At 51.7% G+C, this 25716-nt stretch carries 27 protein-coding genes; all 27 read left to right on the top strand.

What is annotated here, in order from left to right:
- The first annotated feature begins 74 nt into the window (after positions 1 to 74).
- Entirely contained in the window at positions 75 to 647 is a 573-nt protein-coding gene (locus tag MOMUL_RS06595) for a xanthine phosphoribosyltransferase (RefSeq protein WP_062283382.1), read from the top strand.
- A 315-nt stretch (positions 648 to 962) separates the two neighbouring features.
- Entirely contained in the window at positions 963 to 1442 is a 480-nt protein-coding gene (locus tag MOMUL_RS06590) for a 4Fe-4S dicluster domain-containing protein (RefSeq protein ID WP_062283123.1), read from the top strand.
- A 1-nt stretch (position 1443) separates the two neighbouring features.
- Entirely contained in the window at positions 1444 to 3243 is a 1800-nt protein-coding gene (locus MOMUL_RS06585) for an aldehyde ferredoxin oxidoreductase family protein (protein WP_062283120.1), read from the top strand.
- Between the two features lie 3 nt (positions 3244 to 3246).
- Positions 3247 to 3516: a MoaD family protein gene (locus MOMUL_RS06580; RefSeq protein ID WP_062283118.1), complete on the top strand. Its 270-nt coding sequence runs from the start codon at positions 3247 to 3249 to the stop codon at positions 3514 to 3516.
- A 94-nt stretch (positions 3517 to 3610) separates the two neighbouring features.
- Positions 3611 to 4834 (top strand): NAD(P)/FAD-dependent oxidoreductase, encoded by a 1224-nt coding sequence (locus tag MOMUL_RS06575; RefSeq protein ID WP_062283115.1) that lies wholly within the window; start codon positions 3611 to 3613, stop codon positions 4832 to 4834.
- 211 nt (positions 4835 to 5045) lie between these two features.
- Positions 5046 to 5276 carry a hypothetical protein gene (locus tag MOMUL_RS06570; protein WP_161484968.1) on the top strand — a complete coding sequence of 77 codons (231 nt, stop codon included), beginning with the start codon at positions 5046 to 5048 and terminating at the stop codon, positions 5274 to 5276.
- A 56-nt stretch (positions 5277 to 5332) separates the two neighbouring features.
- On the top strand, positions 5333 to 5728 hold the full coding sequence (gene mntA, locus MOMUL_RS06565) for a type VII toxin-antitoxin system MntA family adenylyltransferase antitoxin (protein ID WP_062283109.1): 396 nt from the start codon (positions 5333 to 5335) through the stop codon (positions 5726 to 5728).
- Position 5729: 1 nt separating this feature from the next.
- Entirely contained in the window at positions 5730 to 6191 is a 462-nt protein-coding gene (hepT, locus tag MOMUL_RS06560) for a type VII toxin-antitoxin system HepT family RNase toxin (protein WP_062283106.1), read from the top strand.
- Between the two features lie 74 nt (positions 6192 to 6265).
- Entirely contained in the window at positions 6266 to 8176 is a 1911-nt protein-coding gene (locus MOMUL_RS06555) for a sigma 54-interacting transcriptional regulator (protein ID WP_062283103.1), read from the top strand.
- Between the two features lie 265 nt (positions 8177 to 8441).
- Positions 8442 to 9761 carry a four-carbon acid sugar kinase family protein gene (locus MOMUL_RS06550; protein ID WP_062283101.1) on the top strand — a complete coding sequence of 440 codons (1320 nt, stop codon included), beginning with the start codon at positions 8442 to 8444 and terminating at the stop codon, positions 9759 to 9761.
- An 18-nt stretch (positions 9762 to 9779) separates the two neighbouring features.
- Positions 9780 to 10802, top strand: a complete 1023-nt coding sequence (gene pdxA / locus MOMUL_RS06545) for a 4-hydroxythreonine-4-phosphate dehydrogenase PdxA (RefSeq protein ID WP_062283099.1) — start codon at positions 9780 to 9782, stop codon at positions 10800 to 10802.
- 34 nt (positions 10803 to 10836) lie between these two features.
- The gene (locus MOMUL_RS06540) at positions 10837 to 11901 is read left to right on the top strand and encodes a uroporphyrinogen decarboxylase family protein (protein ID WP_084785510.1); all 1065 of its coding nucleotides are present in this window, start codon (positions 10837 to 10839) and stop codon (positions 11899 to 11901) included.
- Positions 11902 to 12009: 108 nt separating this feature from the next.
- A complete protein-coding gene (locus MOMUL_RS06535) occupies positions 12010 to 13053 on the top strand; it encodes a TRAP transporter substrate-binding protein (RefSeq protein ID WP_062283095.1) in 1044 nt (347 codons plus the stop codon).
- Between the two features lie 63 nt (positions 13054 to 13116).
- The gene (locus MOMUL_RS06530; protein ID WP_062283092.1) at positions 13117 to 13602 is read left to right on the top strand and encodes a TRAP transporter small permease; all 486 of its coding nucleotides are present in this window, start codon (positions 13117 to 13119) and stop codon (positions 13600 to 13602) included.
- 3 nt (positions 13603 to 13605) lie between these two features.
- Complete coding sequence (locus MOMUL_RS06525; RefSeq protein ID WP_062283089.1) at positions 13606 to 14883, top strand: TRAP transporter large permease; 1278 nt, start codon at positions 13606 to 13608, stop codon at positions 14881 to 14883.
- A gap of 14 nt (positions 14884 to 14897) precedes the next feature.
- A complete protein-coding gene (locus tag MOMUL_RS06520) occupies positions 14898 to 16031 on the top strand; it encodes a uroporphyrinogen decarboxylase family protein (protein WP_062283086.1) in 1134 nt (377 codons plus the stop codon).
- A gap of 53 nt (positions 16032 to 16084) precedes the next feature.
- A complete protein-coding gene (locus MOMUL_RS06515) occupies positions 16085 to 17278 on the top strand; it encodes a hydroxyacid-oxoacid transhydrogenase (RefSeq protein ID WP_062283083.1) in 1194 nt (397 codons plus the stop codon).
- Between the two features lie 24 nt (positions 17279 to 17302).
- Positions 17303 to 18280 (top strand): thiamine pyrophosphate-dependent dehydrogenase E1 component subunit alpha, encoded by a 978-nt coding sequence (locus MOMUL_RS06510; protein ID WP_236713016.1) that lies wholly within the window; start codon positions 17303 to 17305, stop codon positions 18278 to 18280.
- A gap of 25 nt (positions 18281 to 18305) precedes the next feature.
- Positions 18306 to 19277, top strand: coding sequence for an alpha-ketoacid dehydrogenase subunit beta (locus tag MOMUL_RS06505; RefSeq protein WP_062283081.1), 972 nt, complete (start codon positions 18306 to 18308; stop codon positions 19275 to 19277).
- 32 nt (positions 19278 to 19309) lie between these two features.
- Positions 19310 to 20464 (top strand): dihydrolipoamide acetyltransferase family protein, encoded by a 1155-nt coding sequence (locus tag MOMUL_RS06500; protein WP_062283078.1) that lies wholly within the window; start codon positions 19310 to 19312, stop codon positions 20462 to 20464.
- Positions 20465 to 20508: 44 nt separating this feature from the next.
- Positions 20509 to 21687, top strand: coding sequence for a uroporphyrinogen decarboxylase family protein (locus MOMUL_RS06495; protein WP_153018275.1), 1179 nt, complete (start codon positions 20509 to 20511; stop codon positions 21685 to 21687).
- Between the two features lie 20 nt (positions 21688 to 21707).
- Positions 21708 to 22475, top strand: coding sequence for an SDR family NAD(P)-dependent oxidoreductase (locus MOMUL_RS06490; RefSeq protein WP_062283073.1), 768 nt, complete (start codon positions 21708 to 21710; stop codon positions 22473 to 22475).
- Between the two features lie 67 nt (positions 22476 to 22542).
- Positions 22543 to 23277 (top strand): 3-oxoacyl-ACP reductase family protein, encoded by a 735-nt coding sequence (locus MOMUL_RS06485; protein WP_062283072.1) that lies wholly within the window; start codon positions 22543 to 22545, stop codon positions 23275 to 23277.
- Between the two features lie 50 nt (positions 23278 to 23327).
- On the top strand, positions 23328 to 24605 hold the full coding sequence (locus tag MOMUL_RS06480) for a nickel-dependent lactate racemase family protein (RefSeq protein ID WP_062283069.1): 1278 nt from the start codon (positions 23328 to 23330) through the stop codon (positions 24603 to 24605).
- A 116-nt stretch (positions 24606 to 24721) separates the two neighbouring features.
- Positions 24722 to 24979: a ribbon-helix-helix domain-containing protein gene (locus tag MOMUL_RS06475; RefSeq protein ID WP_062283066.1), complete on the top strand. Its 258-nt coding sequence runs from the start codon at positions 24722 to 24724 to the stop codon at positions 24977 to 24979.
- Positions 24939 to 25433, top strand: a complete 495-nt coding sequence (locus MOMUL_RS06470) for a type II toxin-antitoxin system VapC family toxin (protein WP_084785509.1) — start codon at positions 24939 to 24941, stop codon at positions 25431 to 25433. The genes MOMUL_RS06475 and MOMUL_RS06470 overlap by 41 nt, the downstream gene beginning before the upstream one ends.
- Positions 25434 to 25445: 12 nt before the next feature.
- A complete protein-coding gene (locus MOMUL_RS06465; RefSeq protein ID WP_062283060.1) occupies positions 25446 to 25646 on the top strand; it encodes a hypothetical protein in 201 nt (66 codons plus the stop codon).
- Positions 25647 to 25716 lie beyond the last annotated feature (70 nt).

Below are 25716 nucleotides of genomic sequence, written 5' to 3'. Positions count from 1 at the left end.
CGGCTTACGCTATAATAGCATTATCGTAATAACGTTCAACGAGCAGGGGGAGGAGCAAAGAAGCTTTGTCTGTTGTGGAATTGTTAAAAGAAAAAATCCGCCAGGAAGGGCGGGTTATTTCCGACGATATTTTGAAGGTAGATTCCTTTTTAAACCACCAGATTGACCCTATCCTAATGTTAAAAGTTGGTGAGGAGTTTGCCTGCCGGTTTGCCGGCAGCGGTATAACCAAGGTCCTGACGGTGGAAGCTTCCGGGATAGCCGTAGCCTTGATGACGGGCCTCTGCCTCAAGGTACCGGTGGTTTTTGCTAAAAAAAAGCAGCCTTCCACCATGGAAGGTGATACTTACTGCGGCCGGGTGCGTTCTTTTACCAAAGAGGAGGTCATAGACATAGTAGTGGCCGGCAGTTACCTGGGACCGGAAGACCGGGTGCTGATTATCGATGACTTCCTGGCCTCCGGGGAGGCGGCCAGGGGATTGTTAAAGATTATCGACCAGGCCGGGGCCACCCTGGTGGGTATCGGTACTGTCATTGAAAAGGTCTTCCAGAGTGGCGGCGAGACTTTGCGGGAGCAGGGCATCCGGGTGGAGTCCCTGGTGCAGATCGGCAGCCTGGCCGGGGGGCAAGTTGAATTTTTAAATTAATTTTACACAAGTTAGCAGGATTTTTTTACCGGGCGGCGAAGATATAAACTAAACAAGTGGATTAGCTTACTTCCGAGTTGCCGCTTCCCTCCGGGAAGGGCAAACGTCAGGGCCGGGGAGCAATCCCTTGACCTGCTATTGGGCAAAGGAAGGTACTCTTGTGAGGAGGGAGTACCTTTTTGTTTTACTGCGTAAATAACACCGGCCCGCGAAAGAGTTATTTTCGGGAAAAAAGGCCTCGAGAGGGGGTGATGCCACAGGGATGTCGCAAAAAATGACGAATATATGCTGAAAATCGCGAAAGGAGGAATTATTTTGGCCAAGGTACTGGTCGTAGATCAGGACAAGTGCACTGCCTGCCGCCGCTGTGAACTGGCCTGTTCCTTAAAACATACCGGGGAATTCAACCCGGCGGCAGCCCGGCTGTCGGTGGCAGCCTTCCTTGATGATGATTATTACCTGCCGGTAGTCTGCCAGCACTGTGATGAGCCAGCCTGCCAGGCCGTCTGCCCGGCCGGGGCCATCAGCCGTGATGAGAAAACCAATGCTGTGGTGATTAACGAGGACCGCTGCATCGGCTGCCGCATGTGTATCATGGCCTGCCCCTTTGGTGCGGTTGATTATTCGGTAGCGGAGCAGAAGGTAGTCAAATGCGACCTCTGCCAGGGCGAGCCGGAGTGCGTCCTGAACTGCCCCTGGGGCGCCCTGGAGTATAAAGAACCGGCCGGCCAGGCCCTAGGCAAGCGGCTGCAAATAGCCCGCAGGGTCCAGGCTGCTCTACGGGAGGTGGTCTAAGATGTACGGCTGGATTGGCCAACTGCTGAGGGTTAATTTAAGCAGCGGCGAGTGCCGGGTTGAAAAGTTAGACCCTGCCCTGGCCCGGGATTATGTCGGCGCCAGGGGCCTGGCCAGCAAGATCCTTTATGATGAAATTGACCCTAAGGTTGATCCTCTAGCACCGGAAAACAAGCTCATCTTTATGACCGGTCCCCTGACCGGGACCATGGCCATTTCCGGCAGCCGCTATAACGTCGTCACCAAGTCGCCCCTTACGGGAGCCATTGCTGCCTCCAGCTCCGGCGGCTACTTTGGCGGCGAACTGAAATATGCCGGCTTTGACGGGATTATTTTTGAGGGCAAGGCAGCCGAACCTGTTTACCTCTGGATTGAAGATGGCTCTTGTGAACTGCGGCCGGCCGGGGAGCTGTGGGGTAAGAATACCCACGAGACGGAAGATGCTATAAAAGCAGCCACCTGCCCCAATGCCAGGGTGGCCTGCATCGGCCCGGCGGGGGAAAAGCTGGTTCGCTTTGCCTGCGTTATCAATGACAAGCACCGGGCTGCCGGCCGTTCGGGCGTCGGCGCCGTCATGGGCTCGAAGAACCTGAAGGCCGTCGCCGTCCGCGGCCATGGTGGCATTAAAGTTGCCGACGGGCCGGACTTCCGGGATGCGGTCCTGGCGGCCCTAGCCAAGATTAAGGCCAACGACGTTACCCACGGCGGCCTCCCAACCTATGGTACCGGCGTGCTGGTCAATGTTATCAACGCCCACGGCGGCCTGCCGACCCGTAACTTCCAGACCGGCATTTTTGCCGGGGCGGGCAAGATCAGCGGTGAGGCCCTGGCCGAGAACTACCTGGTACGCAAGAAGGGCTGCCTGGCCTGCCCCATCGCCTGCGGCCGCGCCACCCTGGTGCCAGGGGGCCCCTATGCCGGCCACGGCGAAGGGCCGGAGTACGAAGCTCTCTGGTCCCTGGGGGCTGACTGCGGTGTAGACGACTTAGCGGCGGTGACCAAAGCTAATTACCTGGCCAATGAGCTGGGGTACGATCCTATTTCCTTCGGCGCTACCCTGGCCTGTGCCATGGAGCTTTATGAGAAGGGTTACCTGCCGGCGAAGGATACTGAGCTGCCTCTGGAATTTGGTAACGCCGCCGTACTGGTAGAGACGGCCCGCAAGGTGGGTTACCGCGAAGGCATCGGTGACCTCCTGGCCGAGGGCTCTTACCGCCTGGCAGAGCGTTACGGCCACCCGGAGCTCTCCATGAGCAGCAAGAAGCAGGAATACCCGGCCTATGACCCGCGGGCCATCCAGGGCATCGGCCTGAATTATGCCACATCCAACCGCGGCGGCTGTCACGTCCGTGGCTACACCGTAGCTTCCGAGGTCATGGGTGTGCCCGTCCAGACCGACCCCCAGTCCCCGGAGGGCAAGGCGGCCCTGGTTAAAGCCTTCCAGGACCTGACCGCCCTGGTGGATGCCAGCGGCATGTGCCTCTTTACCACTTTCGCCCTGGGAGCGCCGGATGTCGTCAGCATGCTGGCCCCGGCCACCGGCGTGCCCTATACCGAAGCCAGCGGCATCCTGGCCGGAGAGCGCATCTTCAACCTGGAGCGGCTCTTCAACTTTGCCGCGGGGCTAACGAAAGCCGACGATAACTTGGCGCCGCGGCTCCTGGAGGAACCCATGCCCGAAGGACCGGCTAAGGGTAAGACTTCCGCCCTGGCGCAGATGCTGGCCGAATACTACCAGGTGCGCGGCTGGGACGAGGAAGGCCGGGTAACGGCAGCCACCCGGGAACGGCTGGGGCTGTGAGGAATGGAAGTAGAACTCCTTAGTTTCTTACAGCGGGCGGCCGGGGAAAGCCGGGTAGATGTAGAAGCAACTACCGTCGAGCAGCTCCTGGCTGCCCTTATCTCCCGTTACGGGGAAACTTTCCGCCGGGAACTCATGACCCCGGAGGGAAAGCTGAAGGCTGGCATAGCCATCCTGGTGAACGGCCGCAATATCAACTTCCTTAAGGGGTTGGCCACTCCCTTAAGCCCGCGGGACAAAGTAACCATAATACCGCCCGCCGCCGGAGGCTAGGGAGAAGGGAGTCCGGGGCTCCAGGGCCTTCTTCTATGCTGGGCTCGGGGGCGCAGGTTATCATCCTCACCAGCTTGTCTTGGAGGCTAACGTAATGCGCTATCTGATTATCGGCAACAGTGCTGCCGGGGTGGCCGCGGCCCGGGCTGTCCGCCGCGCCGACCCGGCCGGGGAGATCACCATTGCCGGCGACGAACCTTATCCTTACTACGCCCGCGTCCTTACCTCCTATTACCTCGGCGGCCTGGTCCCACGGGAAAGGCTCTGGCTGGCGGGTGAAGAGTGGTATAGTGAGCAACGGATTCAGCTTATCACCGGCCGGCGGGCAACCGCTATTGATATCCAGCGCCGGCTGGTAACCCTGGATGACGGGGCAGAACTTTATTATGACCGCCTGCTGGTAGCCACCGGCGCGGCACCACAGCAAATTGACGTTCCCGGCAGCAACCTGCCCGGTGTTTTTACCCTGCGGACCCTGGACGACGCTGCCGCCATCCGCAAATTCGCCCGGCCTGGGGGGCAGGCGGTGGTCGCCGGCGGTGGCCTGGTAGGCCTCAAGGCGGCTGAAGGTCTGCATGCCAGGGGTCTCAAAGTGCGCCTGATAGTGTCCTCGGGGCGGCTCCTTTCCCAGGCCCTGGATGATACCGGCGCGGAACTGGTGCGCCGGGCCATGGCTGCCGCCGGCTTTACCATCCACCTGCGGGAAGATGTCATCGCCCTGGAAGGGCACGAAAAAGTGACGGGAGTAGTTTTGCGCTCCGGGGCTGCGGTGCCGGCGGATGTCGTGGTCGTGGGTAAAGGGGTACGGCCCAATGTGGACTTCCTGCAGGGCAGCGGGATAGAGGTGGACCGCGGTGTCCTGGTGGATGATTACCTGGCTACAAGCATTCCCGGCATCTACGCCGCCGGGGACGTGGCCCAGGCCTACGACCGCGCCTGGCAAAACCGGCGCCTCAACGCCATCTGGGGCAACGCCGTAGAGCAGGGCCGCCTGGCCGGGCTCAACATGGCCGGTCACCAAACGGCCTACCGGGGCGGTATTGGCCAGAATTCCCTGGTGGTCAGCGGCCTGGGGGTCATCAGCGGCGGCATCGTCAACCCGCCGGGAGAGGGGTATGAGGTGGTGACCAGCCTGGACGAAAAGCGGTCCTGCTACCGCAAGGCCGTCCTCCGGGGCCGGCGGCTGGTCGGTATGGTCGCCGTCGGTCCACCCCTGGGTGCCGGGGGCTTCCAGTCCCTCATCGGCCGGGAAATAAAGGAAAAATATGTCGCCAGTTTCCTGGACGGCAGCTTCACCTGGGCCATGGTGGGGCGGTAGCAGGAGGGCACCTGTTTTTCAACCCATGGAGCGGAAAGTTTCGCGAGATTAGGCTCGGTAGTTAACTTAAAGAGTGGGTATTCAAGCCCGCTCTTTATATTTTTTGTAGTTATTTGCTTCCGCTAGAAATTATGCTAAACTAAAAACAAAGAGCGTGATAAATTGGATGAATATTATACTCTCCCGGAGATTTTACAGTAAAAACTCGGAGATGATGGTGCTAGGAATGGGGAACCTTCTAACTGCCGGCGCGAAAAATAATAAAGAGGATACTGTAGAATTTGTCGCTGAGCGGATAGAACGCCGGCTGGCAGAAACGAAAGCGGATATTGAGGCCAGAATTGCGGCCATGGAAACACGGCTTACGTGGAGGCTATTTGCCTTCTGGATAGGCCAGGCAGCTTTTTTCTATGGACTGGTAAAAGTATATCTGGTTAAGTAGGGGGCGGGATAACAGGGCCCCCTTTATCACAAATTATTGAGATAGGTGAGATCAGTATGGATAAAAAAATCTATATGCAATTAAAAGATTACTTTAGCGAGCAACAAAATATACGTATGGCCTTTTTATTTGGTTCCCGGGCCAGGGAGCGGGCAAGAGCCGACTCGGATGTAGACATCGGGGTATACCTTGAGCCCGGTTATACCAGGCGGGATATTTACCAGATGTGGAACGAACTCGAGGATATGCTGGGCCTTAAAGTAGACCTCCTGGTTCTAAATGAAACAACGCCCTCCCTGGCCTGGACGGCTTTAAAGGGGAAGCGCCTGTTTATCCGGGATCAAAGTTTTTATATCCCGTATATGCTGGATATTTCTCGTGAAGCCGAGGATTTCCAGCAGTTTTTGCTCGACTGGTGGCGCTGGCGCATGAAGATCAGGGGGGCGGTATAAAATGGCACCTATTACCGATGAGCAGGTAATTTCCATCATTCGCCGCCTCAGGTTTCTAGCTACGGAGTTAGAGGATCTGAAGGCCTATGGAGAAATGGATTATTTTCAGTACCAGAGTGATCGCAAGAGCCGCCGCGATGTGGAGCGGATTATCGAAAACTTGATCAACGCTGCCTTAGATATTGCCAAAATTCTTATAGCCGGTGAAGACCTGGAAGTGCCGGAAACCTACCGCCAGGCCTTTATCCAGCTCGGTGAAGCGGGGATTATCGATAAAGAGCTGGCCCTGGCCCTTGCTGAAAAGGCCAGGACAAGGAATATTTTAGCCCATCAATACCTTGACATAAAATGGGAACTTATCAAAGATTTTTTAGCTACTGGTATTGCTAATATGGAGCAGTTCAAGCAACAGGTAGAGCAGAGGTTAATCGCCCGCGAGAAAGAAGGCGAAAGTAGAAGTTAATGGTAATGACGGGTGAAAATGGTACTTTGCTAATACTTCGATGGTAGCAGGATAGGGTCTATGGGAGTGGTATTATGTCTCACCTGGGCCTGGTGGCTCCCTATGCCGGCCTGGCGGCTCTGGCAGGGCAGGTGTGCGCGGAACTGGGAGAGGACGTAACCATTGCCATCGGCGACCTGGCGGAAGGGGTAAAGGTGGCCCGGGAACTGGCAGCCAGAGGTGCGGAGGTTATTATCAGCCGCGGCGGTACCGCCACGCTTATCAGCCGCCATGTAGAGGTGCCGGTGGTGGAGATTGCCGTCAGCGCCTTTGACCTGGTCCGGGCCCTGGCCGAGGCCCGGGAACTGGGCCGTTATATCGGCGTTGCCGGTTTCCGTAACGTCATTTACGGCACCAAAAGCCTGGAATCAGTCCTGGGGATCCATATTGAAGAGTTAATTATTGAGGCCGAAGAGGGCGCAGCCGGGATTATTGCTGAAGGCAAGGCTATGGGGCTGGAAGTTATCGTCGGCGATGCCGTATCCGTCCGGTCGGCCCGGGAACTGGGCCTCCAGGCGATACTCGTAACCTCCGGCAAAGAGGCCATCAGCCAGGCCATCCGCGAGGCCCGGGAGGTAGCCCTGGTACGCCGCCGCGAGCGGGCCCGGGCCGAGCAGTTCAAAGCCATTCTGGATTTCGCCTATGAGGGTATTGTGGCTACAGACCAGGAGGGCCGCATTACCCTGGTCAACCCGGCGGCCGAAAAGATCCTGGGCCTTACGGCCCACCGGGTAGTGGGACGGCCGGCGCGGGAAGTCTTGCCGGGCGTTCCCCTGGACCAGGTACGGCAGTCCGGGCAAAAGCGCCTGGGGGAACTGCACCGGGCCGGCAATACCCTGGTCGCCGAAAACGTGGTCCCGGTCATTGCCGGGCGGGAAATTGTCGGTGCCGTAGCTACCTTCCAGGATGTCAGCCACCTCCAGGCCGTGGAAACCAGGGTCCGCCAGGAATTGTATCTCAAAGGCCACGTAGCCCAGTTTACCTTTGCCGATATTGTCACCCAGAGTCCCGCTATGGCCCGGGTTATCGAGCGGGCGCGCCAGTTTGCCGCCGCCGAAGCCACGATTTTAATTACCGGCGAAACCGGCTCCGGCAAGGAAATGGTGGCCCAGAGCATCCACAATGCCAGCCAGCGGCGGGAAGGGCCTTTCGTAGCGGTCAACTGCGCCGCCGTGCCGGAAAATTTGCTGGAAAGCGAACTCTTCGGCTACGAGGAAGGGGCTTTCACCGGGGCCCGCAAAGGTGGTAAGAAGGGCCTCTTTGAACTGGCCCACCGGGGCACCCTTTTCCTGGACGAGATTGGCGAGCTGTCTTTAAACCTGCAGGCGCGGCTTCTGCGTGTGCTGCAGCAGAAGGCCATTATGCGCGTCGGAGGTGACCGGGTGCTGCCGGTGGACGTGCGCATCATTGCTGCCACCCACCGCAACCTGGAAGAAGCCGTGGCCCGGGAAACCTTTCGCCGTGACCTGTATTACCGGTTGAACGTGCTGCATATAAAACTACCGCCTTTGCGGGAACGTTTAGAAGATTTACCGTTACTCATCAAAGCCCTGGCGGAAAAAATAAGCCGGCGTTCCGGGCGCCTGCCGCCGTTATTCAGCGAGGATGTTATCACCCGCTTGCAGGCCTACGACTGGCCGGGCAACGTCCGCGAGCTGGAAAACATCATCGAGCGCCTGGTGGTCATACGCGGCGGCCAGGAGGTGGAGCCTGCCGATCTGGAGGAGATATTGGGGCCGGTGGAAAATAAGCCGGAGCCCGGCTTGCAGCTTGTTTTGCGGGGCACCCTGGAGGAAATGGAGGCGGAGATCATCCGCCGGACCTTGGCCCTTACCAATAATGATAAAGACGAAACCTGCCGGCGCCTGGGCCTCAGTAAAACCACCCTCTGGCGGCGGCTGAAAAGCTGGGAGGCGGGAGGACAACAACGGGCCAGCGGCAGCTGAGGCTAGCTTCTATCAGGAGCAAGTAGCTTTATCGTACGTTTCGAGATGAAATATAACATTTTCAAACTGAAATTAACCCCAATCTATGGCCAGACTAGCACACTTATCTGGCCATAACTTTTAGCCTCTTCCAAAATGAAATATTCCTTCTTAATAATAAAGACCGGCATAATACCCTCGCTTTAAAAATTATAAGTCAATACTATTCTGGCACGCTTCTTGCATTATAAACATGGTGACTGCCGCACCAGAGCGAGGGTATTTCATGGAAAGAATAGCCATCATCGCCGACGATTTAACCGGAGCCAGCGATACCGGCGCTCAGTTTTGCCAGCACGGCTTTAGAACCCTGGTCGTCATTGATGCCGAAACTATCGGTCAGGTAGGCTGGGAGAAGGAAGTTTTAGCCATCAATGCCGATACCCGCCACCTGACCGCCATTGAAGCCTACCAGCGCGTTTATGAGATTGCTTTAAAACTAAAAAAAGCGGCTATCAGCCGGGTTTATAAAAAGATTGATTCCACCCTGCGCGGCCATCCCGGCGCCGAACTGGAAGCGGTTATGGATGCCTGGCAGGCCGGGCTCGCCTTGGTAGTACCGGCCTTTCCGGCCAACCGGCGCTTCGTGCGGGACGGGTACTTGATAATTGAGGAAAACCCCGAAGCAGCAGCGGCGATAGAACCCGCAGTTAATATTGCCGGTGCTGCCCTCTGTCATGTCCCTGGCGTACTCCAGCAAGAGATGGGCCGCCGCGTAGGCCAGATCAACCTGTCAACAGTGCGCCGGGGTGCGACCGAACTGGCAGCGACCCTGGAGGCAGCTAAAAAAACAAACGAGGTCCTCGTCCTTGATGCCGTAACGGAAGACGATTTACAAATTATCGCCCGGGCCGCCGGGCATTTACCTGGAAAAATAGTCCTGGCCGGTGCTGCCGGTCTGGCTGCTCACTTAACTTTAGCCTGGAACCTGGAGGCCATACCCGGGCCTCCGCCAGCCAGGGAAGGAGTTGTAATTCTCATCGCCGGTTCGCGCAATCCCGTGACTGCCCTTCAGGTACGAAAGTTAACCGAGTTCAGCGGCTGCCGTCCGTATGAGGTAGATACGCAGGCTATCCTGGACGGGCAGGAGAATGCAGAAACCGAACGGGCAGTAAATGCTGCTGTTAGCCGCGAAGCAATGCCAGATTTGCTTATTATAGCTGTAGACAGCCTGTTCCGGCAGGTATCCTATAACGTTGCACATGGCGCCGACGGCAAACCAACCGCCATTCATCCGGAAGGCATGGAGCAACCTGACAGTAAAGCAATTGCTACGGCCCTGGGCACTATCGCGGCCCGCCTGCTGGATAGTCTTAAAGTGAGGGCCCTGGTAATAACTGGCGGTGATACTGCCGTCCATGTCTGCCGTGCCCTGGGTGCCAGGGGGATAAATTTAGCAACCGAAATACTTCCCGGTATCCCACTGGGATATCTGGAGGGCGGCCAGGCCGGAGGTTTGCCCATTGTCACCAAAGCTGGTGGTTTTGGACCACCTGACGCTTTTATAAAAGTATTCAAGTACCTTAATCGGGAAGCAAATCTTTAAGGCGGAGTGGGAAAGAAGATGTCCAGACCTGTAATTGCAATCACTGTAGGCGATCCCTGTGGGATCGGTCCCGAGATTACGGCTAAAGCCCTGGCCCTGCCGGAAATCTACGAAATATGCCGTCCTCTAGCGATAGCTGATGCCGGATTGATGTACGAAGCTGTCAAGATTGCTGGTGTTAACCTGTCCGTTCGCGCTGTAGGCAGTCCTACTGAAGGCCGCTATGAATATGGCACTATCGATGTCCTGGACCTGCAGAATGTAGATTTAAGCCAGCTAGAGTACGGTAAAGTGACCCGTATGGGCGGTGAAGCCAGCTTCCAGTATATAGCCAGGGCCATCGAGCTCGCCCTGGCGGGGGAAGTTGATGCCGTCACCACCGGCCCTATTAACAAGGAGGCCATCAACCTGGCCGGCCATCACTACGCCGGCCACACGGAGATCTTCGCCGACATGACAAAAACACGGGATTACTGTATGATGCTCATTGATAAAAATTTCCGGGTTTCCCACGTAACCACCCATGTGGCTTACAGCCAGGTGCCGTTACTGGTAAAAAAAGAGCGGGTGCTGAAGGTAATCGAGCTTACCCATAATGCCCTACTGAAAATGGGCATTGCCAGCCCCCGTATTGCTGTAGCGGGCCTTAACCCCCATGCCGGCGAGGACGGCCTTTTCGGCCGCGAAGAGATTGAGGAAATCAACCCGGCCATCGCCGCAGCCCGCGAGGAGGGGATGCAAGTCGATGGCCCAGTATCGCCGGATACTATCTTTGTGAAACTCCGCGGCGGCCAGTACGACGCCGTGGTAGCCATGTACCACGACCAGGGGCATATCCCCACCAAGGTTATCGGCTTCCAGTACGACGACGCCACCGGAAAGTGGGGCTCTGTGGCCGGCATCAACATCACCCTGGGCCTGCCAATCATCCGTACCTCTGTAGATCACGGTACAGCTTTCGGTAAGGCGGGGAAGGGCACGGCTAACCCTGAGAGTATGGTGGATGCGTTGAAGATGGCGGTGAAACTGGCGAGATATTAAAAATAAATTAATTTCAGCGCAGAAAAAAGGTGATATGATGGGCGCTTACGAAAAAGCATTACGAGCGCTAAGATTTGAAGAAGTTGACCATGTCCCTGTAGTATTACCGCTGGTGGGAGCCATTTATGCTCGTTTAGCAGGTATCCCGGATGAAGAGTATTACGCAGATCCTGCAACGATGTTAGATGCTCAAATATGGTTTTATGAACAAATAGCTGACGTTTTTACTTTTCCCGGCATCTGGCCGGATTTTGGTGCTGTGGCAGAATTGGGAGGAATGGGTGCCAGGATAGTTTTTTCCAAAGATGCGCCACCATATTTGCACGAGCCGGTTTTGCGTGATGTAAAGGAGATAGCCGGTTTTCAACCTCCCGATCCCAGGAAAGCCGAGTTTACAGCTAAAAACCTGGAATACCTTAAATATTTTCAACAGCATCTTCCTGATAAACTGCGAAAAAAGTACGGCTTTATGGACGGCCATCTCTTCTGCGGGGGTCCCGGTGAAATAGCAGCCCTGATGCTCGGTTATGAAAAATTTTTTTACGGGATTTATGATTTTCCGGAATTAATCCATGAGTTATTGCGTAAAGTAACAGATTTTATTAAAGCATATCTCCGGGCTCAAATTGAAATCGTAGGCCCGCCCCGGCGCATCTATGTATGGGATCACCTGCCCGGCATGCTTAATTACCAGATATATGCCCAATTTGTCCATCCCTATCTCTACGAGGTCTTTGAATTCGTAAAGGAAGCGGAGATCAGGTTATACCATAACGAGAATAATTACCCCCATTTGCTTGATTTAATCTCTGAGCTACCCTGTAATGTTTGTCATATCGGCCCCAAACATGATCTCTCGCAAAGCAAAACTAGATTAAAAAAGTGTGTCATGGGCAATTTGCACCCCATAGTTGACCTGCTCCAGGCATCGGAAGAAGAATTACGCCATCGATGTAAAACCATGATTAAAACTGCTGGTCAGGGAGGAGGTTTATGGCTTTCTACCGCTGGAGGCATGGCACCGGAAACTGGTCTTGAAAGGATAAAAATAATCATTAATGTGGCAAATGAAACTCATGCAGGGGATGACAGGATATAGGAGGTGAATAAAGTTCGAGGCAAATATATTATGTGAATATAAAAAGAGTAAACGAGGTTGCAAAAATGGTTGAGAGCTTTAAAAATATGGGATAGGAGGTTGAAAGTTATGACAAAAAAGTTTTGGGCCGGGTTATTAATGGTAAGCTTGATCTTTTTAGTTGCTGGTTGCGGTACAGGTGGCAAGACACCCGAGAAACAAACAGCTGAAAACAAAACCCAGCAAACTAACTCTGGTACGACAGAAAAGAAGGTATTGCGCCTGGGTACTCATCTACCCGATGAACATTCCGTAACGAAGACGGGCCAAAAATTAGCGGAGTTAGTAGCCCAGAAATCTAACGGGAAAATAGAGATTAAAGTTTTTCCCAATGGTACCATTGGTGATCAACGCGCCCTGGTGGAGGGCATGCAATTGGGGACCATTGATATGAGTATTAATGATGCCGGGTTATTATCTAATTTTGACCCTAAATGGGGAATTTGTGACTTGCCTTATTTATGGAAAAGCTATGAGCATGTCCGCAATGTTGAAGACGGTGAAGTCGGAAAAACGCTACAACAAGGCCTGTTAAGCAAAGGTATTCGCTCCCTCGGCTGGATGGATTCAGGGTTCCGGAACCTTTTTGTGAACAAGGAAATTCATAATTTACAAGATTTAAAGGGCATGAAAATTAGGGTACCCGAAGCCCCGGTTTACGTGAAGACTTTCCAGCTTCTGGGCGCTAATCCGACGGTAATACCGTGGGGGGAAGTATATACTTCTTTACAGACTAAAGTAGTGGAAGGTTTTGAACAACCAAATGAGGCAACCTTCACTAATAAAATGTATGAAGTAACGAAGTATATGGTTAAAACAGGACACCTGTATACTGTTCTTTCTATAAACATCAGTGAAAAGACATGGCAAAAGTTATCACCTGAGGAACAAAAGATAATTGCTGAGGCCGCTAAAGAAGCAAGCGCTTATGGCCGCAAGCTGGCTGAGGAGCTTGATGCCCAATATGGGCAAAAATTACAGGAAAAAGGCATGAAAGTTATTGATGTAAATAAAGATGAATTCCAAAAGGCCGTCCAACCCTTGTGGAAAGAATATGGCGATAAAGTGGGAGCCAATGATCTTATCCAAAAGATCGTTGAAGCCGGGAAATAAACTATTGAGGATTGATGGGAAGGGGAGCCGAAAAGCTCCCCTTCCAGTGAGAGGAGAAATCTAATGCTAAAAAAGATCACCTCCATCATCGATACTATCCAGTTTCTTTTATTTGTATCTTTTGTATCAATTTCGTTCCTGCAGGTGTTCTTTCGCTACGTTCTCAATAACTCCTTAACCTGGGCTGAAGAGATAAGCCGGTATATGTTTATCTGGCTGGTCTTCCTGGGTTCCGCTCTATGCATACAAAGGCGGACCCATATTGGTGTTGATCTTTTAATTAGTAATTTCAAAGGCCTTCCTAAAAAACTTGTATTAACTATAAATGATGCTTTAATTATAGGTTTAATGCTAATCCTTCTTCGGGAAGGCTTAGCTATTTTACCTACTTTATGGATGCAATATTCTTCGGCTTTAGGGATACCCATGGCTTATATATACGCTTCAGTGCCAGTAGGTGCAGCTCTTATGGGTATCTATAGCCTATTGGATATCTATCGAATCTGGTATAAAAATGAAACCGCCAGTACTGAAGGGCAGGTTGACTAATATATGCTAACTGCTTTGTTTATAAGTTTTGTTGTCTTATTAATTTTAGGGGTTCCTATTGCTTTTAGCATGGCGATTTCCTCGGTGATAGCTTTAATGTTTTCTTCAGTTCCAATTTCAATTACAGTACAACGAATGATTACTTCCATAGATTCCTTCTCATTAATGGCTATACCCTTCTTTATGCTTGCAGGTGAATTAATGGATAGCGGCGGTATATCGCGCCGGATGGTACGCTTCGCCCAGGCGCTGGTAGGTTTTATCCGCGGTGGCCTGGGTATGTCCTGTGTGGTGGCTAGTACAATTTTCGCCGGGATTTCCGGGTCGGCTTCGGCGGATACGGCGGCCATCGGTTCAATTCTTATCCCGTCCATGGTGAAGGCAGGTTATCCCAAGGGCTATGTTGCCAGCTTGCAGGCCTGTGCCGGCTCTTTAGGACCAATTATTCCTCCGAGTTTAATTATGATCATTTATGGTTCAATTACGGGATTATCAATTGGCAAGCTGTTTTTGGCGGGGGCTATTCCTGGTATATTAATTGCCCTGGGTTTAATGGTAGTTAACTACTGGCAGGCTAAAAAATTAAATATCATTGCGACCGGCAAATTTGAGTGGAGAGAACTGGGTCAAAGTTTTATTGAGGCCATCTGGGCCCTTATTGCTCCTCTTATCGTCGTTGGTGGTATTTTAGGGGGTGTATTTACGGCAACCGAAGCCGGAGTTATTGTGGCAGTATATTCGTTTATAGTAGGCTACTTTATTTACCGCGAGTATTCTTTAAAAGATATACCCCTCATTTTTATGAAGGCAGCTATGACTACCAGTATGGTAATGATTATTGTCGCTGGTGCAGCTATCTTCGGTTGGATTTTGGCCAGCGAACAGTTTCCGGAAATAGCTACTAGCTGGCTACTCTCTTTGTCAAATAATCCTGACATTGTAATGTTATTAATTATTGCTTTCTTGATTGTAGTCGGGTGTTTTGTGGAAACCATCGCGGCAGCCATCATTTTGATACCTGTTCTTTTTTCCATAGGGAATCAATTTGCTTATGATCCCATTCATTTTGCCACCGTAATTGCTATGTGCCTGGTTTTAGGAGGTATTACACCACCTGTGGGTGTACAACTTTTTATCACTTCGGCTATTGCCAGAACTACTATGAGAGAAACGCTCAGATATTTATTGCCCTTCGCCCTTGTGCCCTGGGGAGTAGTCTTATTAACAGCATATTTTCCAGCCCTGGCAAAATGGTTGCCCGGCCTGGCTTTTGTTAAATAAAAAGGAGGCTTAAAATGCAAACCTTCCTTGATAAGTTTATTGGCTTAAGAAATTCTTCACGCAATGAACGGTTACGAATTGCTCAAGCACCTGTTACTTTCCATGCCGGCCTGGGGCGCAGCGTCTGGGGGCGCCTGCTGGGGTTTAATCTTCTAGATTACTTCAACGATCCGGAAGTTGCTTTGGAAAGCCAGATAAAATGGAAACTTTTCTGGCATGACGAAATACCTGATGATACCATCATCGAACCAATTATCGGTATTGATTATGGCGTAGCATTAGAGCCTTCACTGTTTGGTATGCAGCCCGTATTTATGGCGGAATCCGATCCCTGGTACGGGGACCCTGTGCTTGCAAATCGCTCTGATTTAAGCCGCCTGAAAATACCTGATTTCTATCACAGCGGTTTAATGCCCCGGATCCACAGGGATTACGAAGAAATGCAAAGATTAACCGGGGGCCAGGTGGAAATCAGATTTCCGGGCTGGGCACGGGGCCCCTGGAGTGTGGCCTGCATGCTCCGCGGTTTTACCAATCTTTATTTAGATTTAATTGATGATCCGGCTTTTGTTCATGACCTGTTGGCTTTTATAACCCACAGCCGTAAAGAATGGGAGAAAGCTCGCTGCCGTTTTTTAGGCATTGATATAAAAGATACGGCTTATGAATGGCAATATGTTGTTTACCGTAATGTGGCCAACTCTGAACTTTTTAACGATGAAGTCGATGGGAATCTATTTTCCCTGGATATATATGAGAATTTTATTTACCCCTATGAAAAGGACCTTAATGATTTTTATGGGGGCACAAGGTATTATCACAGCTGCGGCAACTTGACCCCCTTCCTCCGGCGGCTTAAAGAACTGAAACCCCGGCTAATGCATATCAGCAGTGCTACTGATATAGCAGAAGCTCACAATATTTTTAACCCTGAAACAAAGTTTCAGTGTTGCATGCACCCGGTAAATGATGTGTTGATAGCTCCACAGGAAATAATGGCTGAAAAAATAAAAGCCATATTAGAAGCTGCACCCGGGAGGAAACTGGAAATTTGGGCTGACGCTCTCTACGAGGGAGACCATGATACCCTGGAGAAGGTACTCTTGTGGTTACAAACAGCCAGGAAAGTTTATCAGAACATAATTTAGCTTTTATCGCCTGTGGCGATAAATATAAAAATTACATTGGGGGTTGTAGTATTATGCGGAACGTGTGGAAGTATTCTATTGCCGGGCAGGTTATTTTTGGGCCCGATACTTTGACCGAGTTGCCGTCGTGTTTAAAGAAATTAAAAGTCAACAAGCCTTTTATTGTTACGGACAAAAATATCGGCGGCTCAAGAATAGGGTTGAGGATAAAAGAGGTACTGGCAGGGTTTGATTATGTTTTCTGGGATAACGGTATACCGGAACCAACGACGGGGACAGCTATAGCCGCGGCTGCCGTTTTGAAAGAGCAAGGCTGTGACGCAACCATCGGCCTGGGCGGCGGCAGCTCCATAGACGTTGCCAAGGCGGCTGCTATCCTGGCTACCTTTGGCGGCAACCCGGCTGATTACTTTGACGAAAACAAGGTGCCGGGCCGGACCATTCCTATTATCGCCATTCCAACTACAGCCGGGACAGGTTCAGAGGTTACCCCGGTGTCGGTCCTGGAAGACGAAGAAATGGGCTTGAAAGGTGGTATAACTGACAATAATATCCGCCCCTGGGTGGCCATAGTTGATCCCTTATTGACCTTAAGCATGCCCCCGCGGGTAACAGCGGAAACCGGCATAGATGCTCTTGGCCATGCCGTGGAGTCTTATATAGCTGTATCTAGTAAATACCTGCCCCCGGACAAAGATTATATCTTCGGCGGTTCGACCGAATTAACCGAGGTCCTGGCAGAAAAAGCAATCGGCCTGATAGCCGGTAACCTGCGCCTGGCAGTTTTCCAGGGGCAAAATGAAGAAGCCAGGTACAACATGTCTTTAGCAAGTTTAATCGCCGGGATGGCCTTTGGCAATTCCGGTCTCGGCCTGGTTCACGCATTTAGTTTCCCCCTGGCAAAACGCACTCACGCTTCCCATGGTTGTTTGATTGGATTGATGTTGCCATATGTGGTGGACTTTAATTTAACGGCCTGTATGCCTAAACTGAAGCGCATTGCTGAACTCTTCGGGGAAAGCGTAGCCGGCCTCTCTGCAATAGAAGCGGCCGGCAGAGGTGTGGCAGCTATTAAGAAGTTACAGGAAGATATCGGCATCGCCACCCGCCTGCGGGAAATAGGTATAAAAGAGGAAGAGCTACCTGCTATTGCCGCGGAAACCATAAAGATCGAGCGGTTGGTCAGGGGTAACCCGCGGCGAGTGACCGAAGCGGATCTGATTGAAATACTGAAGGCAGCGTTTTAATTCATTTTTTGAGGGGGCATAAAAGTGGACGTGACAACATCTTTGTCAAAAGAGCAACTAACAAAAATGTATTATGACATGTGGATTATCCGTAATTTTGAGGAGAATTTGCTTGATTTATACCAGAAAAACCTGGCCTACGGCGGCATGCATGTCAGCGTTGGTGAAGAAGCAATTGCCGTCGGTGCCTGCGCTAATTTAAAGCGGGAGGATACCATTGTCACCAGCCACCGCGGTCACGGTCATTGTATTGCCAAAGGGGCCGACTTGAAAGGTATGATGGCCGAGCTCCTGGCTCGCAAGAATGGCCTCTGCAAGGGAAAAGGCGGTTCCCAGCATATCGTCGATATGTCCGTAGGCGTCCTGGGGGCGCAGGGTATAGTCGGCGCAGGCTGCGGCATTGCCGTAGGTTCGGCCCTCTCGTTTAAGATCCGGGGACAGAAAAACGTATGCGTAAATTTCTTCGGTGATGGTGCCGCCAATACCGGGAGTTTTCATGAATCCTTGAATATGGCTGCCTTGTACAGCCTGCCGGTAGTCTTTATCTGCGAAAATAATGGTTATGCGGTCAGTACCTCATTCGCTCGTTCGACTAAAATTGACAAGATATCCGTTAGAGCCGGCAGTTATGGCATGCCCGGCGTGACAATTGATGGTAACAATATCTTCGAAGTCTACAAGACTGTAGGGGAAGCAGTCGAACGTGCCCGCCAGGGTGATGGCCCGACCCTGATTGAAGCAGTTACCTACCGCTGGTATGGCCATTATGTAGGCGACCCCTGCACTTACCGGCCGCCGGGAGAACTGGAAAGGTGGAAGGAAAAGGACCCGATTTTATTCCTGGAAAAATATCTGCTGGCAAATAAACTTTGCTGCCAGGAGGAGATCGATGGTTTAAAGGCTGCTGCCGGGAAAGCCATTGCTGAAGCCCTGGATTATGCCCTGGCCAGCCCGGAGCCGGAACCTGCCGATCTATTCACAGACGTTTACTTTGAAAAATAAATGGGGGAAGGAGTCTTAGACAATAATGCGACAGATTACCATGGCCGAAGCCATTAATGAAGCTTTGCGGGAAGAGATGCGCAAAGATCCAAATATATTCATCCTGGGGGAAGAGATAGGACTGCGCGGCGGTGCCTTTACGTGCACCAAGGGGTTAATGGAGGAATTTCCCGGCCGGGTCCTGGATACCCCTATTTCTGAGTCCGCCATAGCAGGAGCAGCCTATGGAGCCGCCCTTACCGGGACCAAGGCCGTAGCCGAATTCATGTTTTCTGATTTCAGCTTTATAGCTATGGACCAGATAATCAATTCCGCCGCCAAGAGCCGCTATATGTTTGGCGGCCAGGCAACTATACCGGTAGTCTTCCGCATGTCCAGCGGTTCCGGGCGCCAGCAGGCGGCCCAGCACTCTCAGAGCCTGGAGGTACTCTATGCCCATATCCCGGGTTTAAAGGTGATTATGCCTTCTACTCCTTATGATGCCAAAGGCTTGCTTAAAGCGGCTATCAATGATTATAATCCTGTGGTCTTCCTGGAACCCCGCGTCCTGTATTTTAAAAAAGGCGAAGTGCCGGAGCAAGAGTATACTATCCCTATCGGCAAAGGCGATATTAAGCGTAGTGGTGAAGATGTTACGGTAGTGGCTACCGGGGTGATGGTAGAAAGGTCCCTGGCCGTAGCCGAAAAGTTAGCCCGGGAGGGCATAAGCGTCGAAGTAATCGACCCGCGGACTATAAGACCCCTGGATACGGAGTTAATTGTGGCATCCGTTAAAAAAACAGGCCGCCTGATAGTAGTCCACGAAGCACCGCGGACTTACGGGATGGCCGGCGAGATTATCGCCCTGGTCATGGAACAGGCTTTTGACTACTTGAACGCTCCACCGCAGCGGGTGGCTGGTCATGATGTGCCCATCCCCTATAACCGCAACCTGGAGAGGCTGGCCATACCTTTGGAAGAAGATATTGAAGCTGTGGTACGGAAATCCCTGAAGTAAGCATTTTAGAAGCAAGAGGAGGCGTAACAGCTTTGGCTACCCTGGTTCTTTTACCTAAGCTCGGTGTTACTATGGAAGAAGGAAAAATCGTTAACTGGTGCAAGCAGGAGGGGGAAGAAGTAAATGAAGGCGACATTCTCTTTGAAATTGAAACCGATAAAGTAACCATGGAAGTAGAAGCCAGGGAGGCAGGTATCCTGCGGAAGATTCTCATTGCCGAAGGTGAAACGGTGCCGGTAACTACCCCCGTGGCCATTATTGGCTCGGCCGATGAAGATATCAGCGAGTTATTAGGTAGCGGCGACAATGTACAAACAAACGCCGGCCAGGCAAGGGGGGCAGCAATGCCGGGGATTGAAGAAGAAAGACCGGGAGCAGCACCAAAAGATAAACCCATCCTGGCCACACCCCGGGCGAAGAAATTGGCCCGGGAGAAAGGGGTTGACCTCAGCAAAATTGAGGGCTCCGGAGAAAATGGACGGATTATTGAGGAAGATGTAATCAAATACCTGGAGTCGACCTCCGCACAAAAGGATTCTATCCCCCTGGAAGGCATCAGGAAGATCATAGCCGAGCGGTTATCCCGGAGCGCCCAGGAACGTCCCCATGTTTACTTTACCAGAGAAATAGATATGGCAACCTGCCTCAAGCTCAAGGATGAGCTTAATTATAAAGTAACCCTGACCGATTTCTTTGTCTATGCCGTGTCCCGGGCCTTACGCGAGTACCCGGCGATCAATGTTACCCTGGCGGGAGATGAAATCCTCCGGCATGCTGAAGTGAATGTGGGCATTGCCGTAGATGCCGGTAAAGGTTTAATCGTGCCGGTAATAAAAAACGCCGATAAGAAATCTCTCCAGGAAATTGCCGCCGAACGCACCAACCTGGTGCAGCTGGCCCGGGAAGGCAAATTAATAGCCGATCAGGTAGAGGGAGGAACATTTACTGTTAGTAACCTGGGCATGTACGGCGTGGATGAGTTTACGGCCATTATTAATCCCCCCGAGAGCGCCATCCTGGCTGTCGGCGCTACCAAAAAGCGCCTGGTAGTAAGCGAGGAAGGGGATATCAGGATCAGGCCGGTAGCTAAAGTCACCCTGGCGGTAGATCACCGGGTCATTGATGGTGCCCTGGCGGCCAGGTTCTTGCAGGCAGTGACAGGGCTTTTAGAAAACATTTCCCTGTGACCGGCTTCCCAACTGCTATCAATTTTGAAAAAGAGGTAAAGGGAATGAGTAACGCCGAGTTAGAGCGTCTGGTAGAGGAAATGGTCGAGGTCGTCCACAGTGATCGCAATGCATACAACGCCCGGTTCTGGCGGCCCCAGCCACCCTGGGCCAGGGGTAACTGGCGCGGCCTGCCGGCCCTCCTGGCTGGCGGCCCGGTACCCTTTGTAGTAGAACCTGATATTTCCCTGTGGGCCGTCATCCTCGGCCTAGATATAGCGCGTTTCTGGAGCGAGCCCGAGGCTTACCTCGCCGGCCAGCTAAAGATGAACCTGCATAAATTCAGGGTTTTTCAGGATAATACTCATTTTACCGGCGAGGTAACCCCCTGGCCGGGGGTTGTTTTTGAATTAAGTTTATTTGGCATTCCCGTTGTCTGGCATGAAGATCGCGGTCCCTGGATTGCCAGTGAACCGGTGTTAAAGGAATATGATGACCTGGACAGGTTGGAGATGCCCGATTTTTATAAGAGCGGGCTGATGCCCCGGGTCCATGAATTCTATGAACGCTTTAATGAAATAGTTAAAGGCAGGTTACCGGTAATTTTCCCGGACTGGGTGTTTGGCCCCTTTGGCGTGGCCATGCACCTGCGGGGCATGCAAAACTTACTGATGGATACCATCCTCAATCCTGAATGGGTACAACGCTTATTACGCTTTATTGTTGACGCCCATAAAGAATGGAGTAAGGCCAGGGCTAAATTTATCGGCCAGCCCATTACCAAGGCTAAATTATATAACGATGAAATAGATGGCAATGTCATCAGCCCGGCCCTCTATCAAGACGCTATTTTACCTTACGAACGGGAATTAAGCGATTTTCATGGGGGTATTGTCTACTTTCATAGCTGTGGTAATTTGACCAAACTACTACCCGTAATCAGGAAGCTCCCGGACCTGGAAATGCTCCATATCTCGCCGTGGACAGATCCGGGAGATGCGTTAAAGTTATTTGCCCCGGAAGTGGCCTTTGATGTTTGCCTGGACCCGGTGGACGATGTAATTGAAGCCAGCGAGGAGCAGATGCAAAGCAAGCTGGAATACCTGGTCAATTCCCTGCGGGGTAAAGCAGCCTTCAGTATCCGGGCCGATGCCTTCCAGGTGATGAATGACCATCCGGAAGATGATTACAAGAAAATTTTACGCTGGTGTGAAATTGCCAGGCTGGTAACCGGGCAAAGTTAACAAGGCGAAGGAGAGGAAAAATGTTTAATGGCCTTTTAGATCTAGGTATAGAGGGAAGGGTTGCTATTATCACCGGTGCCGGACGCGGTGTGGGCCGCGCCACAGCCAGGGTTTTTGCTGCCGCAGGGGCAAAGGTAGTTGCTGTAGATATAGATGCTGATGAACTCAACAATACGATGTCGCAGTTGCCTAACAATCCAGATCTTCATTTGCCTCTGGTTAAAGATCTAGCGCGAGTAGAAGAATGTGAAGACGTGGTAAGGGTAACAGAAAGTACTTATGGCCGGCTGGATATCCTGGTAAATATTGCCGCCATCATCCTGCGTATCCCCCTGGACCGGGTAGATGAAACATCTTGGCAGCGAATCCATGATGTAAACCTGAAGAGCCAATTTTTCCTTGCCCGGGCTGCTGTTGAGGTAATGAAAAAGGCTAAATACGGACGGATTATCAATTTTTCTTCCCAGGGTGCCCATAGCGGCGGTTTCGATAATTCAATTGTTTATAACACCTTTAAAGGTGCCGTGTTAACCCTTACGCGCGGCCTGGCCCGCCAGTATGCCGCCGATGGCATATGTGTTAACACCATTGCCCCCGGTCCGGTAGATACCAGAATGATGGCCAACCTTCCTCCCGAAAGATTACAGGAGTTTTTAAACCTTGTCCCGTTAAAGCGCATGGCCGAACCGGAAGAAATAGCTTTATGCGCTTTGTTCCTTGCCAGTAAATGGGCGAGCTATATTACGGGAGCTGTCCTTGATGTGAACGGTGGCCTTTATATGAGGTAGTTTTCTTGAGAAAGAACAAGCGTTTTTTAGAGAGACATGAAAAAACTGTTTATGAGGTGGAACAATTATGCTTGCAGGAAGAGTTGCTATTATTACCGGTTCGGGACGGGGTATTGGCAGGGAAATGGCTGCCAGGTTCGTTAACCGGGGGGCGAAAGTAGTCGTAGCTGATTTATATAATGCTCCAGAAACCGCCAGGGAGATAGGCTATGCAGGGCAGGCCATAGGTATTACTGTAGACGTTTCAAATGTTAAAAGCATTCAAGAAATGGTAGATATTACTCTAAAAACTTACGGCAGGATTGATATCCTGGTGAATAATGCCGGCATATGCCCGACGACACCCCTGGATAAAATTACCGAAGAAGAGTGGGATCAAGTTTTAGCCGTCAATCTCAAAAGCTGTTTTTTCTGTTCGCAGGCAGTAGCGGAGATAATGAAGGGCCAGCAATATGGGAGAATAATTAACATCTCTTCCTTTGCCGGCAGGGCCGGGGGTATAGCACCGGGTTGTCATTATTCGGCTTCGAAAGCCGGCATTATCGGGTTAACTAAAGCTTTAGCCCGGCTGTTAGCTCCCTATAATATTACGGTCAATGCCATAGCGCCCGGTACTATGGTTAGCGAAATGACCCGAGCCTTTTCTGAAGAAAAAATGGAAGAGATCCTAGCGGCCATACCTCTGGGCAAGCTTGGGCAGCCCTGGCATGTGGCCGAGATGGCCGTCTACCTGGCTTCCGATGCAGCCGAGTGGATCACCGGTGCCACCATTGATATTAATGGCGGTATGTATATGGCTTAGGCATTTTGTGAACGGGTTATTTATTACTGGGCCGGAAGGGGAAGTATTAAGTGAGTTGCCGAATCAGTCTACCTTACGGAACCGACCAACTTACCTTTCGTATTCAAAGAGAAAAAATAGCAGCAGTTTTATCACCAATAGCCATGGAAGAAATACCTCCTGCTGCTGAAAAGATTCAGGAGGCTTTAGCAAATCCTATCGGTTGCCAGGCACTAAGTAAAATAGTATCACCAACCACCCGGGTAGTTATCCTCTGTGACGACAACACCCGCCTGACGCCGGCCAATCTCATTGTCCCGGCCATACTCAGGGAATTAGCCGGCGGGGGCGTCCGCAAGGAAAATATCAAAATCCTCATGGCCCTGGGTACCCACCGGCCCATGACGCCGGAAGAGTTGAAACACAAGCTGGGTGCCGGAGTTTTAACCGAGGTTGAAGTGATAAACCATGATTTCCGTAACCCGGCTACACTTCATGATTTCGGCCTTACGGAAAACGGCACACCGGTAAAGGTAAACAGACTGGTGCTGGAAGCAGATATCGTTATCGGTATTGGGAGCATCGTTCCCCATCATATTCCTGGCTACAGCGGCGGGGCCAAAATTGTCCAGCCTGGCATATGTGGAGAGGATACCACCGCGGCCACCCATTTATTGAGTGTGCGGACCCGGCGTAACATGCTGGGGATAGTGGAAAATAAAGTGCGGGAAGAGATGGAGGCCATAGCCGACAAAGCGGGAGTAAAATACGTCTTTAATACGGTTCTGGACCCCCAGGGACAGGTGGTTAAAGCCTTCTTTGGTGATATACGCCAGGCTTTCCGCGCCGGGGTGGAGACGAGCCGTCGGGTTTATGGCATTCCTGCCCCGGGGAGGACGCCCATTGTACTGGCCAGCTCTTACCCTTGTGACCTGGAGTTCTGGCAGGCCCACAAGACATTATACCCGTGCGATATGCTGGTGGAAGAGGGCGGCAGCATAATTATTGTTACTCCTTGCCCGGAAGGAGTGGCAGTCACCCACCCGGAGATGCTGGAATTTGCCGGCCAGAGCCCGGATGATATTGACGCCCAGATTGAGGAGGGGATCATAAAGGATAAGGTGGCGGGGGCGCTGGCCCTGGCCTGGGCCAAGGTGCGGCAGCACGCTGAGGTTTGCCTGGTTTCCCATGGTATCGGCCCCGAGATGGCGGCCAAACTGGGCTTTAAACACGCTGCTACAGTGGAAGAAGCTCTGGACCAGGCCTGGGCGCGGCTGGGGAAAGGAGCTAAGGTGACAGTTTTAACCCATGGAGCTGATACATTGCCCCTGTTGCCGGAAGATGAGTAAAATGCGGCCAACTCCCAGAAGGTGGAGTTGGCTACTTTTTTGCATATACGTCATTCTTAATACTTCTTGACACCTGCGCTGTAATGCTGTATGCTGTAAATAGCGAGGTGATGGACATGGAGTACAAATATCGCACCCAGCTTTACCTGGATGAAGAACAGTATCAATTTTTAAAGGAGCGTGCCGCCAGCTATAATACCAGCATGGCTGAGGTAGTCCGGCAATTGATAGCTAAGGAACAAAACAAACAGGAAGAGATCGACCCTGAGGACCCTATTTTTCACCTGGGGCAGAGAAGTATTTCCACCGGACGCAGCGATGGCTCGGTAAATCATGACCGGTATATTTACCGGCAATGCTGTGGGGACAGGTAACATGCAGCAACAGCAGGGGAGGAAAAAGGAATTTCTATTTATTGATACTTCAGCCTGGATAGCTCTTTATGATAACGACGATTCTCATCACCGGGCTGCAGTGAATTTTTTTACCCCTGATAACTTGCGGGACCACAGGCTTATCCCTGTAACTACGAACTTTGTTTTTGCTGAAGTTTATGCCTATTTCTGCCGGAATAATAGTGCGGCTATTGCAATAGGAAAGTCGTTAAAGGCGAGTAAAATCCTTAGAATTGTACGGGTAGAGGAAGCGGATGAAGTAAAAGCCTGGGAAATAGCGCAAATGCATGCTAATAAAGGTTTTAGTTATACAGATTGTACTAGCTTCGCCGTTATGCAGAGATTGAACTGCCGCCAGGCTTTTACCTTTGACAATCATTTCCGACAAATGGGTTTTGAGGTTTTACCAAAGAGCGAGAAAATAGATGAATAAGGAGATGGCGAGATGGGCAGAACGAGAAAAATGCGCCGGCGCGAGCGTCGTTATCACAGGCTGCTGGCATTAATTGAAGAACTGTACGAAAACCAAAGGTCGATGATAGCTGTTTTAGGTGAACATATGGTAAAAATACGCACGCTGTCCAGGCAGTTAGCAGCCATACGCGAGGAGAAAAAATCCGGACAAGAGGGAACCAATGAAGAATGACCGCTCCGTATCAATCTCTAGATGGACAGGCAAACTAAGAATTGCTAAAATAAGGATAAAGCGACTGGCA

This window comes from Moorella mulderi DSM 14980, from assembly GCF_001594015.1.
Classification (GTDB): domain Bacteria; phylum Bacillota; class DSM-521; order Neomoorellales; family Neomoorellaceae; genus Neomoorella; species Neomoorella mulderi.
The sequence above is the reverse complement of the archived record's forward strand: the minus strand, read 5'-3'. Positions and strand labels throughout refer to the sequence as shown.

What these genes read in the sequence shown, in the direction of transcription:
- MOMUL_RS06585 (WP_062283120.1), top strand. Translation starts at nt 1,444, where the DNA reads ATGTACGGCTGGATTGGCCAACTGCTGAGGGTTAATTTAAGCAGCGGC.
- MOMUL_RS06580 (WP_062283118.1), top strand. Translation starts at nt 3,247, where the DNA reads ATGGAAGTAGAACTCCTTAGTTTCTTACAGCGGGCGGCCGGGGAAAGC.
- MOMUL_RS06575 (WP_062283115.1), top strand. Translation starts at nt 3,611, where the DNA reads ATGCGCTATCTGATTATCGGCAACAGTGCTGCCGGGGTGGCCGCGGCC.
- MOMUL_RS06570 (WP_161484968.1), top strand. Translation starts at nt 5,046, where the DNA reads ATGATGGTGCTAGGAATGGGGAACCTTCTAACTGCCGGCGCGAAAAAT.
- mntA (WP_062283109.1), top strand. Translation starts at nt 5,333, where the DNA reads ATGGATAAAAAAATCTATATGCAATTAAAAGATTACTTTAGCGAGCAA.
- hepT (WP_062283106.1), top strand. Translation starts at nt 5,730, where the DNA reads ATGGCACCTATTACCGATGAGCAGGTAATTTCCATCATTCGCCGCCTC.
- MOMUL_RS06555 (WP_062283103.1), top strand. Translation starts at nt 6,266, where the DNA reads ATGTCTCACCTGGGCCTGGTGGCTCCCTATGCCGGCCTGGCGGCTCTG.
- MOMUL_RS06550 (WP_062283101.1), top strand. Translation starts at nt 8,442, where the DNA reads ATGGAAAGAATAGCCATCATCGCCGACGATTTAACCGGAGCCAGCGAT.
- pdxA (WP_062283099.1), top strand. Translation starts at nt 9,780, where the DNA reads ATGTCCAGACCTGTAATTGCAATCACTGTAGGCGATCCCTGTGGGATC.
- MOMUL_RS06540 (WP_084785510.1), top strand. Translation starts at nt 10,837, where the DNA reads ATGATGGGCGCTTACGAAAAAGCATTACGAGCGCTAAGATTTGAAGAA.
- MOMUL_RS06535 (WP_062283095.1), top strand. Translation starts at nt 12,010, where the DNA reads ATGACAAAAAAGTTTTGGGCCGGGTTATTAATGGTAAGCTTGATCTTT.
- MOMUL_RS06530 (WP_062283092.1), top strand. Translation starts at nt 13,117, where the DNA reads ATGCTAAAAAAGATCACCTCCATCATCGATACTATCCAGTTTCTTTTA.
- MOMUL_RS06525 (WP_062283089.1), top strand. Translation starts at nt 13,606, where the DNA reads ATGCTAACTGCTTTGTTTATAAGTTTTGTTGTCTTATTAATTTTAGGG.
- MOMUL_RS06520 (WP_062283086.1), top strand. Translation starts at nt 14,898, where the DNA reads ATGCAAACCTTCCTTGATAAGTTTATTGGCTTAAGAAATTCTTCACGC.
- MOMUL_RS06515 (WP_062283083.1), top strand. Translation starts at nt 16,085, where the DNA reads ATGCGGAACGTGTGGAAGTATTCTATTGCCGGGCAGGTTATTTTTGGG.
- MOMUL_RS06505 (WP_062283081.1), top strand. Translation starts at nt 18,306, where the DNA reads ATGCGACAGATTACCATGGCCGAAGCCATTAATGAAGCTTTGCGGGAA.
- MOMUL_RS06495 (WP_153018275.1), top strand. Translation starts at nt 20,509, where the DNA reads ATGAGTAACGCCGAGTTAGAGCGTCTGGTAGAGGAAATGGTCGAGGTC.
- MOMUL_RS06490 (WP_062283073.1), top strand. Translation starts at nt 21,708, where the DNA reads ATGTTTAATGGCCTTTTAGATCTAGGTATAGAGGGAAGGGTTGCTATT.
- MOMUL_RS06485 (WP_062283072.1), top strand. Translation starts at nt 22,543, where the DNA reads ATGCTTGCAGGAAGAGTTGCTATTATTACCGGTTCGGGACGGGGTATT.
- MOMUL_RS06475 (WP_062283066.1), top strand. Translation starts at nt 24,722, where the DNA reads ATGGAGTACAAATATCGCACCCAGCTTTACCTGGATGAAGAACAGTAT.
- MOMUL_RS06470 (WP_084785509.1), top strand. Translation starts at nt 24,939, where the DNA reads ATGACCGGTATATTTACCGGCAATGCTGTGGGGACAGGTAACATGCAG.
- MOMUL_RS06465 (WP_062283060.1), top strand. Translation starts at nt 25,446, where the DNA reads ATGGGCAGAACGAGAAAAATGCGCCGGCGCGAGCGTCGTTATCACAGG.